The sequence below is a fragment of the Vibrio sp. V12_P9A6T4 genome (genome assembly GCF_963874835.1).
Taxonomy (GTDB): Bacteria; Pseudomonadota; Gammaproteobacteria; order Enterobacterales; family Vibrionaceae; genus Vibrio; species Vibrio anguillarum.
This window is the reverse complement of sequence record NZ_CAWNJO010000066.1, coordinates 1-16415: the sequence shown is the minus strand read 5'-3', so window position 1 is coordinate 16415 and position 16415 is coordinate 1. Positions and strand designations below refer to the sequence as shown.

The 16415-nt window shown below is 45.8% G+C and carries 15 protein-coding genes; 4 read left to right on the top strand and 11 right to left on the bottom strand.

The genetic code is table 11. The annotated features are described in order from the left end of the window. Positions 1 to 8 precede the first annotated feature (8 nt). The 11 genes from rsmG to AACQ42_RS11100 all read right to left on the bottom strand — a co-directional run bounded on the left by rsmG (position 9) and on the right by AACQ42_RS11100 (position 9767). Entirely contained in the window at positions 9 to 641 is a 633-nt protein-coding gene (gene rsmG, locus AACQ42_RS11150; protein ID WP_010319958.1) for a 16S rRNA (guanine(527)-N(7))-methyltransferase RsmG, read from the bottom strand. After that, positions 638 to 2536 (bottom strand): tRNA uridine-5-carboxymethylaminomethyl(34) synthesis enzyme MnmG, encoded by a 1899-nt coding sequence (gene mnmG, locus AACQ42_RS11145; protein WP_094166433.1) that lies wholly within the window; start codon positions 2534 to 2536, stop codon positions 638 to 640. Before mnmG ends, rsmG begins: the two co-directional genes overlap by 4 nt. Before the next feature lie 481 nt (positions 2537 to 3017). Beyond that, entirely contained in the window at positions 3018 to 3452 is a 435-nt protein-coding gene (mioC, locus tag AACQ42_RS11140; RefSeq protein WP_094166432.1) for an FMN-binding protein MioC, read from the bottom strand. A 43-nt stretch (positions 3453 to 3495) separates the two neighbouring features. Beyond that, a complete protein-coding gene (gene mnmE / locus AACQ42_RS11135; protein ID WP_029189865.1) occupies positions 3496 to 4857 on the bottom strand; it encodes a tRNA uridine-5-carboxymethylaminomethyl(34) synthesis GTPase MnmE in 1362 nt (453 codons plus the stop codon). A 112-nt stretch (positions 4858 to 4969) separates the two neighbouring features. Continuing rightward, positions 4970 to 6592, bottom strand: coding sequence for a membrane protein insertase YidC (gene yidC / locus AACQ42_RS11130; RefSeq protein WP_017046370.1), 1623 nt, complete (start codon positions 6590 to 6592; stop codon positions 4970 to 4972). A gap of 2 nt (positions 6593 to 6594) precedes the next feature. Next, complete coding sequence (gene yidD, locus AACQ42_RS11125; protein WP_010319953.1) at positions 6595 to 6855, bottom strand: membrane protein insertion efficiency factor YidD; 261 nt, start codon at positions 6853 to 6855, stop codon at positions 6595 to 6597. Further along, on the bottom strand, positions 6822 to 7178 hold the full coding sequence (rnpA, locus tag AACQ42_RS11120) for a ribonuclease P protein component (protein ID WP_026027667.1): 357 nt from the start codon (positions 7176 to 7178) through the stop codon (positions 6822 to 6824). The genes yidD and rnpA overlap by 34 nt, the downstream gene beginning before the upstream one ends. A 12-nt stretch (positions 7179 to 7190) precedes the next feature. After that, positions 7191 to 7328, bottom strand: a complete 138-nt coding sequence (gene rpmH, locus AACQ42_RS11115; RefSeq protein ID WP_010319951.1) for a 50S ribosomal protein L34 — start codon at positions 7326 to 7328, stop codon at positions 7191 to 7193. 196 nt (positions 7329 to 7524) lie between these two features. Further along, positions 7525 to 8274 (bottom strand): amino acid ABC transporter ATP-binding protein, encoded by a 750-nt coding sequence (locus AACQ42_RS11110; protein ID WP_013855580.1) that lies wholly within the window; start codon positions 8272 to 8274, stop codon positions 7525 to 7527. Next, positions 8271 to 8942 (bottom strand): amino acid ABC transporter permease, encoded by a 672-nt coding sequence (locus AACQ42_RS11105; RefSeq protein WP_094166431.1) that lies wholly within the window; start codon positions 8940 to 8942, stop codon positions 8271 to 8273. Before AACQ42_RS11105 ends, AACQ42_RS11110 begins: the two co-directional genes overlap by 4 nt. Positions 8943 to 9017: 75 nt before the next feature. Further along, positions 9018 to 9767 (bottom strand): amino acid ABC transporter substrate-binding protein, encoded by a 750-nt coding sequence (locus tag AACQ42_RS11100; protein WP_026027668.1) that lies wholly within the window; start codon positions 9765 to 9767, stop codon positions 9018 to 9020. A gap of 309 nt (positions 9768 to 10076) precedes the next feature. On the opposite strand from AACQ42_RS11100, the gene dnaA reads away from it, so the two are divergent. The 4 genes from dnaA (at position 10077) to gyrB (ending at position 16180) form a co-directional block, all read left to right on the top strand. Continuing rightward, a complete protein-coding gene (gene dnaA, locus AACQ42_RS11095) occupies positions 10077 to 11480 on the top strand; it encodes a chromosomal replication initiator protein DnaA (RefSeq protein ID WP_010319947.1) in 1404 nt (467 codons plus the stop codon). A 73-nt stretch (positions 11481 to 11553) separates the two neighbouring features. Then, the gene (gene dnaN / locus AACQ42_RS11090; RefSeq protein WP_017047820.1) at positions 11554 to 12654 is read left to right on the top strand and encodes a DNA polymerase III subunit beta; all 1101 of its coding nucleotides are present in this window, start codon (positions 11554 to 11556) and stop codon (positions 12652 to 12654) included. A 9-nt stretch (positions 12655 to 12663) separates the two neighbouring features. Beyond that, positions 12664 to 13743: a DNA replication/repair protein RecF gene (recF, locus tag AACQ42_RS11085; protein WP_094166430.1), complete on the top strand. Its 1080-nt coding sequence runs from the start codon at positions 12664 to 12666 to the stop codon at positions 13741 to 13743. A gap of 19 nt (positions 13744 to 13762) precedes the next feature. Then, the gene (gyrB, locus tag AACQ42_RS11080) at positions 13763 to 16180 is read left to right on the top strand and encodes a DNA topoisomerase (ATP-hydrolyzing) subunit B (RefSeq protein WP_013855574.1); all 2418 of its coding nucleotides are present in this window, start codon (positions 13763 to 13765) and stop codon (positions 16178 to 16180) included. Positions 16181 to 16415 lie beyond the last annotated feature (235 nt).

Here is a 16415-nt window from a genome sequence, read left to right as displayed (position 1 = left end):
CCTCGCTGTTATCCCTTGCGAGATAAGATTACAAGATGACGGTCACCTTCCAACTCAGGAACTTTCAAAGCTTTGACATCAGTCACAGAACACCACTCAGGTAGTGTGGCTATTTCCTCATCTGGCCGTTGTCCTTTCAGGGCTAAAAATCGGCCCGATGTTTCTTTTGGTAAATGGTGACACCATTCCACCATATCGAGCATTGAAGCAAACGCACGGCTCAGTACGCCATCAAATTTTACTTCAGGCTGAAACTCTTCGACTCGACTTTGAATCGTGGTCACATTTTTGATACCAAGCTCATGCAGAACTTGTTTAATAAAACGAATGCGCTTACCTAAACTATCAAGTAAGTAAAAGGTTTTATCAGGATTCATGATAGCGAGAGGTATACCAGGTAAACCAGGCCCAGTACCAACGTCGATAAAACGCTCACCCTGTAAGTGAGGACTTACCACTATACTATCTAAAATATGTTTCACCAACATATCCATAGGATCGCGCACTGAGGTAAGATTGTAGGCTTTGTTCCATTTATTCAACAGTTCCACGTAACCGACTAATTGGCTACGTTGCTGCTCATTGACCTCGAGATCGGTTTGACCAATTAAATCATCGAGACGCGTTCTTAACTCGCTCATGCGGCGTCTTCCCCTTTCTTCAGTACACCTTGCTTTTTCAAATAAACCAATAAGATAGAAATAGCAGCTGGTGTAATACCAGAAATACGAGAGGCAATACCAACCGTTTCAGGCTTGGCATTGTTAAGCTTAAGGATCACTTCGTTGGACAAGCCTTTGACCTGTTTATAGTCAAGATCCATCGGCAATTTAGTGTGCTCATGGCGCAATGATTTGTCGATCTCATCTTGCTGACGCTGAATATAACCATCGTATTTGATTTGAATTTCAACTTGCTCAGCCGCTTCACTATCGTTCAATGCTGGTGCAAATGACTCAAGCGACGTGAGCTGTTGATAGGTGATTTCTGGTCGACGTAGTAGATCTTCACCACTCGCTTCACGAGACATGGGTGTTTTGAGCAACGCATTCAGTGCATCAACACCAACGGAGTTCGGGTTCATCCACGTTTGTTTCAAACGTTGACGTTCGATTTCCATGTTTTCCATTTTTTGATTAAAACGCGCCCAGCGCGCATCATCGACTAAACCTAACTCTCTGGCTTTTTCGGTTAAACGCAAATCGGCGTTATCTTCGCGTAGCAGTAAGCGATATTCAGCACGAGAGGTAAACATGCGATAAGGTTCTTTGGTACCCATAGTGGAAAGATCATCGATCAACACGCCCATGTAAGCTTGATCACGGCGTGGACTCCAGCCTTCTTTTTCTTGGCTAAATAAGCTTGCATTCAAACCAGCCATTAACCCTTGCGCTGCCGCTTCTTCGTATCCGGTGGTGCCGTTGATTTGGCCAGCAAAGAACAAACCACTGATGAATTTGGTTTCGTAGGTTTGTTTTAAATCTTGTGGATTGAAAAAATCGTACTCAATGGCGTAACCCGGACGAACAATATGTGCGTTTTCAAACCCTTTCATTGAGCGAACGATCTGCACTTGTACATCAAACGGTAAGCTGGTGGAAATACCGTTAGGGTAGAGTTCTGTCGTGGTCAAACCTTCAGGCTCGATAAAAATTTGATGGCTATTTTTGTCGGCAAAACGCATGACTTTGTCTTCGATCGATGGGCAGTAGCGTGGGCCGATACCTTCGATGACACCTGCGTACATCGGACTACGATCAAGATTGGCACGGATCACATCATGCGTTTTATCGTTGGTATGCGTGATGTAGCATGGTATTTGACGTGGATGCTGTTCACGTTGTCCCATGAAGGAAAAAACAGGCGTTGGGTTATCACCGTGTTGTGTTTCTAACACTGAGAAGTCCACACTGCGTGCATCGATCCTTGGTGGCGTACCGGTTTTTAAACGATCGACTCGAAACGGCAGTTCACGTAAACGTTGCGCTAATGCGATCGATGGAGGATCTCCTGCGCGGCCTCCTGAGAAGTTTTCAAGACCAATGTGGATCTTTCCACCAAGGAAGGTGCCTACTGTCAATACCACCGCTTTGGCGTGGAATTTGAGGCCCATTTGAGTCACAACGCCCATTACACGATCATTTTCAACGATAAGATCATCGACCGCTTGTTGGAACAAAGTTAAGTTTGGCGTGTTTTCAAGCACATCACGCACATACGATTTGTAAAGCGCACGATCTGCTTGGGCTCGAGTCGCTCGAACCGCTGGCCCTTTTGAGGCATTGAGTGTTCTAAATTGAATACCTGCATGATCAATCGCTTGTGCCATTAGACCGCCCATGGCATCGACTTCTTTAACCAGATGTCCTTTACCAATTCCGCCAATCGCAGGATTGCACGACATCTGTCCTAGAGTCTCAATGTTATGGGTAAGCAATAGCGTACTTTGACCAGTACGAGCTGCAGCGAGAGCGGCTTCCGTTCCAGCATGGCCACCACCGACCACAATGACGTCAAATTTTTCGTGATAAAGCATGAACCGACCTCAGGTATTCAATGAAGCATGGACTGACAAAAGAGGCGTATTCTACCTGCTTTCCACTGGCTAGAAAATCGCTTTTCTGCTTTTTTAATCTGAGCTTGGTAAGTTAATAATATATAAGATCTATATAGAGATCTTTTATTAGATCTATTATTAGGATCGAGCATATCTGTGGATAACCGATAAATGATCAACAAGATCATGGTTTTTAAGAGGATCACAAGCTGTGATCCTGACATGATCTAATCGTGTATTAGCTGGGATCAAAAAGGCTAGTTATGCACAGTGTCGTAAAATGCATAAGTTATTAATTGGATAACTATAGGTTAATCACCGAATAACAGCATAGTTATACACATTAAAATATTTAAAATGGACTTAACTTTTCTATGGCGAGTATTGAGACAGTTATACACAGAGCTTAAGAGTACAAAAAAAGCGGCTCACAGGCCGCTTGGTGACTTTATGCTATTCGCTAGAATTGTTCTATGTGCTGTTTGAGCCATACTTCAGCGGCATCTTCAGGAACGGAATATTCTAATATATCTATGGTGAAACAGTCGCTAATTGGCGTTGCACCTATATCCTCAAGCAGTTGATATGCATGCTTACCTGCTGCGCAAAACGTGTCATAGCTTGAATCGCCAAGTGCTATCACGGCATATTTTAACTCGCTCGTATTCGGTGGTGTTGATTGCAAAGAAGCGATAAAAGGTTGGATATTGTCTGGGTAGTCACCCGCTCCATGCGTGGAGGTGACAATGAGCCAAGTCCCTTGTGAGGGTATATCACTTAAGTTGGGTTGGCTGTGGATAGTCGTAGTATAACCTTGCTCTTGCAGTAGATCGTTGAGATGATCGGCGACATATTCAGCGCCTCCTAAGGTGCTGCCAGTGATGATATGGATCATGAGATATTCCTATAATTAAGAGTGATCAAGCTTCTCACGGCGATCATTTGCCGATACAGAACGACGAAAAGATGCGCCCTAACAAGTCATCGGAGCTAAATTCGCCCGTTATCTCGTTTAGATGTTGCTGCGATAAACGCAGTTCTTCCGCTAAGATTTCACCAGCCATGTAGCCTTCGAGCTGCTGCTGACCAATCATGAGGTGCTGTGCGGCGCGCTCTAGCGCGTCCAAATGGCGTCGTCTGGCCATAAAGCCGCCTTCATTGCCCCCAGCAAAGCCCATGCACTCTTTGAGATGAGTACGCAGAGCATCAACGCCCTCTCCAGTTTTTGCCGACAGGCGGATTAAGGTTGGAGAATTAACATGACAGATACCGAGTGATTCTTTGGTTTGATCGACTTTGTTACGGATCACCGTCATGCCGATGTTTTCAGGCAATCGATCGACAAAATCTGGCCAGATTTCTTTCGGATCGGTGGCATCGGTGGTGGTGCCGTCAACCATAAAGAGTACACGATCTGCTTTTGCTATTTCATCCCAAGCACGCTCAATGCCTATTCTTTCGACTTCGTCATTGGCATCACGTAGGCCAGCGGTATCGATGATATGCAGTGGCATGCCATCGATGTGGATGTGCTCTCGCAGCACGTCACGCGTGGTTCCTGCTATGTCTGTAACGATGGCTGAATCTTTGCCTGAAAGCGCATTCAATAGACTCGATTTGCCCGCGTTAGGACGCCCTGCTATCACCACTTTCATCCCTTCGCGTAAAATGGCCCCTTGATTGGCCTCTTTGCGCACGGCGTCTAAGTTGTCGATGATATTTTGCAGATCTGCGGCAACTTTACCATCGGCAAGAAAATCGATCTCCTCTTCAGGAAAATCAATCGCTGCTTCAACGTAAATTCGCAGGTGGATTAGGGAATCGACCAAGGTGTGAATGCGTTTGGAAAATTGACCTTGCAATGAATGCAGGGCGGATTTGGCCGCTTCTTCAGAGCTGGCGTCAATCAAATCGGCAATCGCTTCCGCTTGGGTTAAATCCATTTTGTCGTTTAAAAACGCACGCTCAGAAAATTCACCCGGGCGCGCTGCGCGCAAGCCACTGATAGCCAAAATGCGTTTGATCAGCATATCCATGACGACCGGACCGCCGTGTCCTTGTAGTTCGAGCACATCTTCGCCGGTAAAGGAGTGAGGATTAGGAAAATAAATCGCGATGCCTTGGTCAAGTTCGGTGCCATCTTGATGCTTAAAAGGCAAGTATTCCGCATAACGAGGTTTCAGTGTTTTCCCGGTTACTTCAAGCGCGACTTGAGCGGCTTTCGGGCCTGAGACGCGAATAATCCCCACGCCACCTCGGCCTGGAGCGGTTGCTTGAGCAACAATGGTGTCTGTAGACATAAGGGTACCTAACATAGGGGTGTATGAGCGCAATTGTAATCAGCCAAAAACAAAAAGGCGACCAAAAGGTCGCCTTTGTTTCACTTGTCAGTGTGACTTCTTGCTGAAGTGGCTACTTAGAGTGTAAGCCTTTTTTCTCCAGCGCTTTGTAAATCAAGGTTTGCTGGATCAAGGTAACGATGTTCGATACCAACCAGTAAATCACTAAACCTGATGGGAAGAACAAGAAGAAGAATGTAAACATAACCGGCATAAAGGTCATGATCTTCTGTTGCATCGGGTCAGTGACTGTCGTCGGGCTCATTTTCTGGATCATAAACATACTCACACCCATCAGTAGTGGCAAGATGTAGTATGGGTCTTGTGCTGAAAGGTCATGAATCCAACCAAAGAAAGGTGAATGACGCAGTTCAACCGATTCCATTAATGACCAGTAAAGCGCAATGAAGATAGGCATTTGCAGGAAGATAGGTAAACAACCACCGAGTGGGTTTACTTTCTCTTTCTTATACAGCTCCATCATTTCTTGGCTCATGCGTTGGCGGTCATCGCCGATGCGCTCACGCATTGCTTGCAGCTTCGGTTGCAGCATGCGCATTTTTGCCATAGAGGTGTATTGTGCTTTGGTTAGTGGGTACATAGCACCGCGAACAATGAAGGTTAAGCAGATGATTGCTACACCCCAGTTGCTAACGAAGCTTTGAATGAATGAAAGCAACATGTGCAGTGGTTTTGCAATAAACCATAACCAGCCGTAGTCGACAACTAGATCAAGATTTGGCGCAACAGCAGCCATCTCATCTTGCAGTTTTGGACCCACCCAAAGTGTGGCTAAGAATGTCGCTTTTTCACCGTTGGCGATGGTTTTATTTGGCATGCGAACACCAATATCACCTAAGTTGCCAATCACGCGAGTGTATAAGTTTGACCCTGCTGCATCACGTGGGATCCACGCGCTGGCAAAGTAGTGTTGGATCATCGCCGCCCAACCTTCACCGTTAACTAAAGGCAGTGACAAGTTACGATCTTGCATATCATCGAAACTGTATTTCTTATAACGTGTATCTTGTGTTGAGTAAGCACCGCCACGGTAAGTTGGCATAGCCAAGCTGCCACCAGCGTCCAATAAATTTTGGCGTAGGTGTGCATACATACCCAGTGTCGCGTTATTACCAGATTGGTTGACTACATCAAATTCAACATCCAAGGCGTAGCTGCCACGTTTAAGGATGAAGGTTTTGGTGTATTCAAGGCCATTGGCTTGATAAGTCATGGGAATGCGCAGTTCGTCTTGACCATCCGCTAGAGCAAAGGTGTCGGCGCTAACAGTATAGTTTGGACGATTGTTGCTGCTTAAATCGATCCCTTGCGGTCCCACTAAACCACTTTGCGCGATAAACTGGTGACCAGGAATGTCTTTAAGTAGCACAAATGGGTCTTCTGAATTGAGTTCAGCATCGTACTTATTCAGCTCGGCCTTCACTACATCACCACCTACCGTGTCAATTGACAGAGTCAGTACATCAGTCTTGACGGTGATGGTTTTTGCAGACGCATTGGTTACTGCTGGTGCTGGGTCTAACTCATCAGCCATAGATGGTGCAGTTAAAGTGCTGCTATTTTGTGCCTGCTCAACCGCTTGAGGTGCTGGGTTCTTTGCTACTTGCCATTGCTGGAAAAGTAAAAAAGAAACGAGTGCCAAGGCGATTAACAGGATATTACGTTGAGAATCCATCGTTAATTATCTCTGTCTTGTTTTTGGACTGGTGGCGGAACGGGGTCAAAACCCCCTTCGTTCAAAGGGTGGCATTTTAATAGACGTTTGCCTGATAACCAACACCCTTTTACAAAACCGTGAGCTTTCAACGCTTCTATCGCATAGTTTGAACAGGTTGGAGTAAAACGACAGCGTGGTCCAAGCAGAGGACTGATGATTCCTTGGTAAAGACGGACGAATCCGATTGCTAACCACGCGAAGGGCGAGACAGGCGATGCCATAATTTTTCAAATAGTTTGAACATTTCTTCATTGCTTAAATCTTGCGCGCTCTTTTTCGCAATCACAACAAAATCTTTGTTAGGAAGTTGATGCTGTTTATTACGGAAGCTTTCGCGAGCGAGGCGTTTGAAGCGATTACGGCCAACAGCAGTTTTTATCTGTTTTTTGGGGACGGCCAACCCTAACCTTGGGTGGGTAAGAGCGTTTTCGCGAGCAATGATAGTGAAATGGGGGGAGCCTGCGCTGTGCGCTTGCTGGAAGACTTTTTTATAATGTTCGGGAGTTAACAAACGTAACTCCCGATTGAACGCGTACGTATTCAAAATAATCGCGAATTATTTTGACAGGCGCGCGCGGCCTTTAGCACGACGTGCATTAATAACCTTACGGCCATTCTTAGTTGCCATGCGTGCACGGAAACCGTGAGTACGCTTGCGCTTTAGAACGGTAGGTTGAAAAGTGCGTTTAGACATGTGTAATTACCTTACTGATCAGTAGTTTTTAGGTTCAAATAAACCCGGCGTGGGCATATTTTCGCTTCTTTAATAGAAAGAAAGGAATCCGACGCCTCTCAACAAAGAGGCGGAATTGTAATCACTGTCACAATAAGTGTCAACGATTGGGTTCACTAAAATTCCGGTCGGGGGATTATACGCAGTCTCCTTTAAATCACAAGGATCCTTCGTCGATCCCCACCTGATTTAAAAATTTCTTGAGCTTAGGATCCTGTGGATTACCAAAGATATCCTGTGGAGAGCCTTGCTCTACAATTTGCCCATCGGCCATGAAGATCACGCGATCGGCTACCTCTTTTGCAAACTGCATCTCATGGGTAACCACCAGCATTGTTTGGTGATGAGTAGCTAATTTCTTCATTAAAGCAAGCACTTCGCCAACCCATTCAGGATCGAGTGCTGACGTAGGTTCATCAAATAGCAGCAATTCTGGTTGTAGCGCCATCGCACGACCGATCCCAACGCGCTGCTGCTGGCCACCAGAAAGCGCTGCGGGATAACTCTCTCCTTTATCCCCAAGACCGATGTCATCCAAAATCTGCTGTGCGCGGGTCAGGGCGAGATCTTTTTTCCAACCGTGCACCGTAATGAGCCCTTCGGCGACATTTTGCCTCGCTGTCATATGAGCAAACAGCGCGTAGTTTTGGAAAACAAAGCCTGTTTTTCTGCGCAGTGCTAATACATCTGCTTTGGTCTGTTGCTGGGTGTCGACGGTGACATCATCAATAGTAATGGAGCCTTGGTCTGCGCGTTCTAGGAAGTTGACGCAGCGCAGTAAGGTCGATTTACCTGTACCGCTTGAGCCAATAATGACGATGATTTCACCTTTTTCTATTGCTAAGCTGATGCCTTTGAGCACTTCAGTATCGCCAAAGCGCTTATGAATATTATCGAGTTTAATCATCGTACATACGCCTTATTGAGTCTCTCTTCAGCCCAAATTTGTACCCGAGTCAGTACCACCACTACGGCCCAGTAAATTAATGCAACGGCGAGGAAAGCTTCAAAGAAGCGAAAGCTTGACGAAGCTTCCATCTGCGCTCTAGCCATGATCTCAGCGACTCCTAATGTAAAAGCTAATGAGGTCGATTTGATCATATCAATGAAGTAATTCATTAATGATGGCAACGCGATACGAGTAGCTTGCGGCAAAATAATGCGGCGCATTGCTTGGCTTGTGGTCATACCCACAGACAAACTCGCTTCCATTTGGCTGCGATCAATACCCAAAATGGCGGCGCGAATACTTTCTGCCATATAAGCGGCGAAGTGAAGAGTTAGCCCGATCACCGCGGCGCTAAATGCATTTAAACCGACCATCCACGGTAACACTTGCGGCAGACCATAGTAGAGTAGAAATAGTTGTACCAGCAGGGGAGTACCGCGGAAAAAGCTGATGTACAGCTGGCTTAGCGGATCCAAAATGGGCACTTTGAACACACGAATATTGGCTAAAATGACCGACAGGATCAAAGCAAACACTAAGCCCCAAGTCGCCATCTCCACGGTGGTGCCTAAATACCTGAGCAGTATTGGCATCAGCTCAAGCATATAGTGAAAATCAAATCCCATCGGCTTACCTTTTTAAAACAAAAAAGGTGGAATGTGTGGTTCCACCTCAATCCTATCTTTTGATAATAGGGGAATTTACTTATTGGTGATATCGGCAGCAAACCATTTTTCAGAAATCGCACTCAGTGTGCCATCAGCGCGCATCGAGGCTAACGCTTGATTCACTTCAGCTTGCAGTTTTTGGCCTTGCTCGTTGTTAACAAACGGCCAAGCGTTTTCAATGGTTTCAAAAGGGTGACCAGCCAATTGCAACGGTAAGCCCGTTGTTTTAATCAGTTCCAGAGCCGAAAGGCGATCCATCACAAACGCATCGGCACGGCCAAGAGCAACGTCATGTTCAATACCGGTATCGTAAGTTTTGATGATGATTTTGTTGTCTTTGTCAAAGCTGCGTAGTAGCTGCTCGAAGTTTGAGCCTAAATTGACCGCGACCGTTTTGCCGGCAAGATCGTCAATCCCTTTAATGCTGTCATTACCTTTGCGAACGGTAATTTGTGCACCGTCGATGACATACGGGTCAGCAAATAAGTATTTCGCTTTACGTGCTTCTGTGACGGTGATTTGGTTTGAAATGGTATCAATTCGGCCAGTTTCAAGTAGGCCAAAGAGACCGGAGAAATTAGCAGTCACATATTTTACATCGTAATCGTTGCGTTTACCTATCTCATCCCAAACATCCACTTCAAAGCCTTGCAGCTTGTCTTGTTTGACAAAAGTGAATGGAAAATAGCGCCCTGACATGCCGACTTTTATTTCCGTTGCCGCGTGTACGCTTGCAGCGGAGAGTGCAATTGCAGTAATGGCGACTTTAACCCAGTTTTTCATCTTGAAACTCCTTATATTTATAGAGAGGGATGTTACTGGTAAAGCACTCAATAGAATAAATAACCAGTAGTTATTAACCATAACCGAACATAGTGACACAATTGGGGATAAGTATAGAGGATCCTTGTATATGTGGATCATCGTGTGGGTAAAGTGGTGCTAATTGTGAAGATCGACAAAAATCAAGCGCAAATTGTGTGAATAACTTCGATCTTATTCACTGGATCACGGATCAATCGCTGGCGATCTTGGTTATCAACAGGTAAAATCGCCAGTCTTTTCGATCATTTACTTAGGGTGAGGGCAACCGTGTCATCTTCGCTTTGGTTGCAATGTTTGCAACAGCTTCAAGAAGAGTTACCAGCAGCGGAATTCAGCATGTGGGTACGTCCGTTACAAGCGGAGCTCAATGACAATACTCTCACTTTATTCGCCCCAAACCGCTTTGTGCTTGATTGGGTGCGCGATAAATACATCAACAGCATCAACCGCCTACTGCAAGAGCATTGTGGCCACGATACCCCGAACCTGCGTTTTGAAGTGGGTAGTCGCCGGGTTAGCGCGCCTAAAGCTGCTCCCGTTCGTACTCAAGCGGATGTCGCGGCTGAATCTTCAGCTCCTGCACAGTTACAAGCGCGTAAACCGGTACATCGTACGTGGGAAAACGACACGGTTGTAGCAGACATTAATCACAGATCAAACGTTAACCCTAAACATAAGTTCAATAACTTCGTTGAAGGTAAATCGAACCAACTCGGTTTGGCTGCAGCGCGTCAAGTTTCCGATAACCCCGGCGCGGCCTATAACCCACTCTTCTTATACGGTGGTACAGGGCTAGGTAAAACACATTTATTGCACGCCGTTGGTAATGCGATTGTTGATAACAACCCGAATGCGAAAGTGATTTACATGCACTCAGAGCGTTTCGTGCAAGATATGGTGAAAGCGCTGCAAAATAATGCGATTGAAGAGTTCAAACGCTATTACCGCAGTGTTGATGCACTCTTGATCGATGATATTCAATTCTTTGCCAATAAAGAGCGTTCGCAAGAAGAGTTCTTTCATACCTTTAACGCACTGCTTGAAGGTAACCAACAAATCATTTTGACTTCCGACCGCTATCCGAAAGAGATCAATGGGGTGGAAGATCGCCTGAAATCTCGTTTTGGTTGGGGTTTGACGGTTGCGATTGAGCCACCAGAGCTTGAAACGCGTGTCGCGATTTTAATGAAGAAGGCAGAAGATCACCAAATTCATCTTGCCGATGAAGTTGCCTTTTTTATTGCCAAACGCTTACGTTCCAACGTGCGTGAATTGGAAGGTGCACTAAACCGTGTTATCGCCAACGCTAACTTTACTGGCCGTCCGATCACCATCGATTTTGTGCGTGAAGCGCTGCGTGACTTATTAGCTTTGCAAGAAAAATTGGTCACCATTGATAACATTCAAAAGACCGTGGCGGAATACTACAAAATTAAAGTGGCGGATTTGCTTTCTAAACGTCGCTCTCGCTCGGTTGCTCGTCCACGCCAGTTGGCGATGGCACTGGCTAAAGAGCTGACTAACCACAGCTTGCCTGAAATTGGTGATGCGTTTGGTGGCCGAGATCATACGACAGTGCTGCACGCTTGCCGTAAAATCCAGCAGTTACGTGAAGAGAGCCACGACATCAAAGAAGACTATTCGAATTTAATTCGTACCCTGTCTTCTTGATGCACAACCTTCTTATATCAGCTATTTTAACCCTCACATTTGGGGTCGCCCGATAACATCGTAAGAGCTAACTATGAAATTTACTATTGAACGTAGCCACTTCATTAAGCCACTTCAGCAAGTATCTGGAACATTAGGCGGACGTGCGACTTTGCCAATTCTTGGTAATTTGTTGCTCAAAGTGGAAGAGAACGTGCTGTCGATGACGGCGACCGATCTTGAAGTCGAACTGATTAGCCGCGTGACACTTGAAGGTGAGTGCGAAGCAGGAAGCATCACTGTCCCTGCGCGTAAATTTTTAGATATTTGTCGCGGCTTGCCCGATAGCGCCGTGATCACTGTGGTATTGGAAGGCGATCGCATCCAGATGCGTTCTGGCCGTAGCCGTTTCTCTCTGGCAACCTTACCTGCCAGTGACTTTCCTAATATTGAAGATTGGCAAAGTGAAGTGGAAGTGTCGCTCACTCAGGCAGAACTGCGTAGTTTAATTGAGAAAACCCAGTTTTCGATGGCTAACCAAGATGTGCGTTATTACCTGAACGGTATGCTATTTGAAATCGACGGTTCAACCTTGCGCTCTGTGGCAACCGATGGACACCGTATGGCGGTTTCGCAAACGGTACTCAGCGCGGATTTTGCCAATAAACAGATCATCGTGCCGCGTAAAGGGGTACAGGAACTGGTCAAGTTACTTGATGCGCCAGAACAGCCGGTTGTGCTGCAAATTGGTAGCTCAAATTTGCGCGCCCAAGTGAATAATTTCATCTTCACTTCTAAGCTGGTTGATGGCCGCTTCCCTGATTATCGCCGCGTTATGCCGCAGCAAACGACCAAAACCTTAGAAACGGGCTGTGATGAGTTACGTCAGGCATTTTCTCGTGCCGCGATTCTCTCAAATGAAAAGTTTCGCGGGGTACGGGTTAATCTTGCGGATAATGAAATGCGCATTACCGCCAACAACCCAGAGCAAGAAGAAGCGGAAGAGTTGTTGGATGTCACCTTTGAAGGCGACGCCATCGAAATCGGTTTTAACGTCAGCTATGTACTCGATGTACTGAATACATTACGTTGTGAACAGGTTCGTGTATCGATGTCTGACGCCAACGCCAGTGCGCTGATTGAAAATCGCGATGACGACAGCGCGATGTATGTTGTCATGCCGATCCGACTTTAAGTTTGCGCAATGCCGCTGACTCGTTTAATCGTCCAACAATTTCGCAATATTAAAGCCTGTGATATCCCATTATCATCAGGCTTTAACTTTCTTATTGGCCCTAATGGCAGCGGCAAAACCAGTGTATTGGAAGCGATTTACCTGCTGGGACATGGTCGCTCGTTCAAAAGCGCCTTAACCGGACGCGTCATACAAAATGAGTGTCAGGAGCTGTTTGTGCATGGGCGTTTTTTGACCTCGGATCAATTTGAGCTACCGATTGGCATTAATAAGCAGCGTGACGGTTCAACAGAGGTTAAAATAGGCGGTCAATCTGGGCAAAAACTGGCGCAACTGGCACAAGTTTTACCTTTGCAATTAATTCATCCGGAAGGGTTTGATCTGCTCACCGATGGACCAAAACAACGACGTGCATTTATTGATTGGGGGGTATTTCATAGTGAACCTGCCTTTTATGATGCATGGGGGCGTTTTAAGCGCCTCAATAAGCAGCGCAATGCGTTGTTAAAAACGGCAACCCATTATCGTGAACTCAGTTATTGGGATCAGGAGATGGCGCGCTTGGCTGAACAAATCGATGCATGGCGCACACATTATGTGACGCAAATGAAGTGTGTTGCCGAGGCGTTGTGTCGCAGTTTTTTGCCAGAATTTGATGTGCAAATGAAGTATTATCGTGGTTGGGAAAAAGAGACGCCCTATCAACAAATCCTCGAGAAAAACTTCGAACGCGATCAATCGCTAGGCTACACATTCAGTGGCCCGAACAAAGCGGATTTAAAAATAAAGATCAATGGAACACCGGTTGAAGATGTTCTATCACGCGGTCAGCTTAAATTAATGGTGTGTGCACTGCGCGTCGCACAAGGACAACACTTAACCGAGCTGACAGGTAAGCAATGCATCTATTTAATTGATGACTTTGCTTCCGAATTAGATAGCCATCGTCGTAAGCGTTTAGCGGATTGCTTAAAATCGACGGGGGCACAAGTTTTTGTAAGTTCTATTACGCAAGGCCAAGTTGCAGACATGATTGATTCAAACAGCAAGATGTTTCATGTGGAACATGGCACAATAGAGCACGGATAAAATAGTGAGAGAGTAACTCATGTCGAATAATTACGATTCATCGAGTATTAAGGTACTGAAGGGTCTGGACGCGGTTCGTAAACGTCCAGGAATGTACATCGGCGACACGGATGATGGCACCGGTCTGCACCACATGGTTTTTGAGGTGGTGGATAACTCAATTGATGAAGCGTTGGCAGGTCACTGTAAAGACATCGTAGTGACTATTCACGAAGACAATTCAGTTTCAGTTAGCGATGATGGCCGTGGTATTCCTACCGACCTTCACGAAGAAGAACAAGTTTCTGCCGCGGAAGTTATTATGACGGTTCTGCATGCGGGCGGTAAATTTGATGACAACTCATACAAGGTTTCGGGTGGTCTGCACGGCGTCGGTGTGTCCGTTGTCAACGCGCTGTCTGAAAAAGTGCTACTGACTATCTATCGTAACGGCGCTATTCACACACAAACTTATTGTCACGGTGTGCCACAAGCGCCGTTGGCTGTGGTGGGTGAAACCGATAAAACCGGGACAACCCTGCGTTTTTGGCCAAGTGCTGAAACCTTTACCAACATTGAATTCCATTACGATATTTTAGCTAAGCGTCTGCGTGAGCTCTCTTTCCTAAACTCTGGTGTATCCATCAAACTGTTTGATGAACGCGAAGAAGACAAAAAAGACCACTTCAGATATGAAGGTGGTATTAAAGCGTTTGTTGGCCATTTAAACCGCAATAAAACGCCAATCCATGAAAAAGTATTCCATTTCAGCTCTGAGCGTGACGATGGGATTACCGTGGAAGTGGCGATGCAGTGGAACGATGGTTTCCAAGAAAACATTTACTGCTTTACCAACAATATTCCTCAACGTGATGGTGGTGCCCACTTAGCGGGTTTCCGTGGGGCGTTAACTCGTACCCTAAACACCTTCATGGATAAAGAAGGCTTCTCGAAAAAAGCGCAAGCGGCGACCTCGGGTGATGATGCTCGTGAAGGCTTAACCGCGGTGGTTTCAGTGAAAGTGCCGGATCCTAAGTTCTCTAGCCAAACTAAAGATAAATTGGTTTCATCCGAGGTGAAATCTGCGGTTGAGTCAGCAATGGGTGAGAAATTGGCGGAGTTTTTGGCTGAAAACCCAAGTGAAGCCAAAATGGTCTGTTCAAAAATCATTGATGCGGCTCGTGCTCGTGAAGCGGCGCGTAAAGCGCGTGAAATGACACGTCGTAAAGGTGCGTTAGATCTTGCCGGTTTGCCGGGTAAACTCGCCGATTGCCAAGAAAAAGATCCTGCACTATCTGAACTGTACATAGTGGAAGGGGACTCTGCTGGCGGTTCTGCCAAGCAGGGACGTAACCGTAAAAACCAAGCGATTTTGCCGCTGAAAGGTAAAATTCTTAACGTTGAAAAAGCTCGTTTCGACAAAATGCTTTCTTCGCAAGAAGTAGCAACGCTTATCACCGCATTAGGCTGTGGCATTGGCCGTGATGAATATAACCCAGACAAACTGCGTTATCACAACATCATCATCATGACCGATGCGGACGTCGACGGTTCGCACATCCGTACGCTACTGTTGACCTTCTTCTATCGTCAAATGCCTGAGCTGATTGAGCGTGGCTACATCTACATTGCTCAACCGCCTTTGTATAAAGTGAAAAAAGGCAAGCAAGAGCAGTACATCAAAGATGAAGATGCGATGAACCAATACCAAGTTGCTTTGGCATTGGATGGTGCCTCATTGCATGTTAACCCTCAAGCGCCAGCATTAGCAGGTGAAGCGTTAGAAACCTTGGTTAAGCAATACAATGTCGCCATTAAGCTGGTGGAGCGTATGAGCCGCCGCTACCCTTACGCCTTGATCCATGAATTCATCTATATGCCGCGTATCATTGTTGATCAATGCGCTGATTCTGCAGTAGTAGAAGCGTGGGGCAAACAGCTGGTGGAGCAGTTAAATGCGAAAGAAGTTGGCGCAAGCCAATACAGCATTGAAACTGAGCACAATGCGGAGCTTGGTATTTATCAGCCTAAGATTGTAGTGCGCACTCATGGTGTAACGCACCAACATCTATTAAGTGCTGATTTGCTCAATTCGAAAGAGTACAGCAAGCTGGCGGACCTTTCTGAAGCACTTTATGGCTTAGTTGAAGAAGGGGCTTACATTCAACGTGGTGAGCGTATTCAACCTGTCGATAACTTTGTTGATGCGTTGAACTGGTTAATTAAAGAGTCTCGTCGTGGCCTAAGCCTACAACGCTACAAAGGTCTAGGTGAAATGAACCCAGATCAGTTGTGGGAAACGACGATGGATCCTGAATCTCGCCGTATGCTGCAAGTCACGATTGAAGATGCTGTTGGTGCTGATGAACTGTTTACCACCTTGATGGGTGATCAAGTTGAGCCGCGTCGCGCATTCATCGAAGAGAACGCCTTAAAAGTTGCCAACCTCGATGTCTAAGTTGTTGTTATAAAACAAATCCCAAAAAACACCGTTTCGCAAGATCGGTGTTTTTTTATGGTCAATACAAAGTCACCCAACGTGGGAGCAACCATTTTTAGCATCAACACTTTCTACTTATCTTAGGTTGTCTTTAAGGATAAAAGGTCATAAACGTTTTTTTATTGGGATTTTCTCTCAATAAAAAAAAGTATCTACTATTTTATTTTATTCCATGTTTTTAGAGGTTTTTATG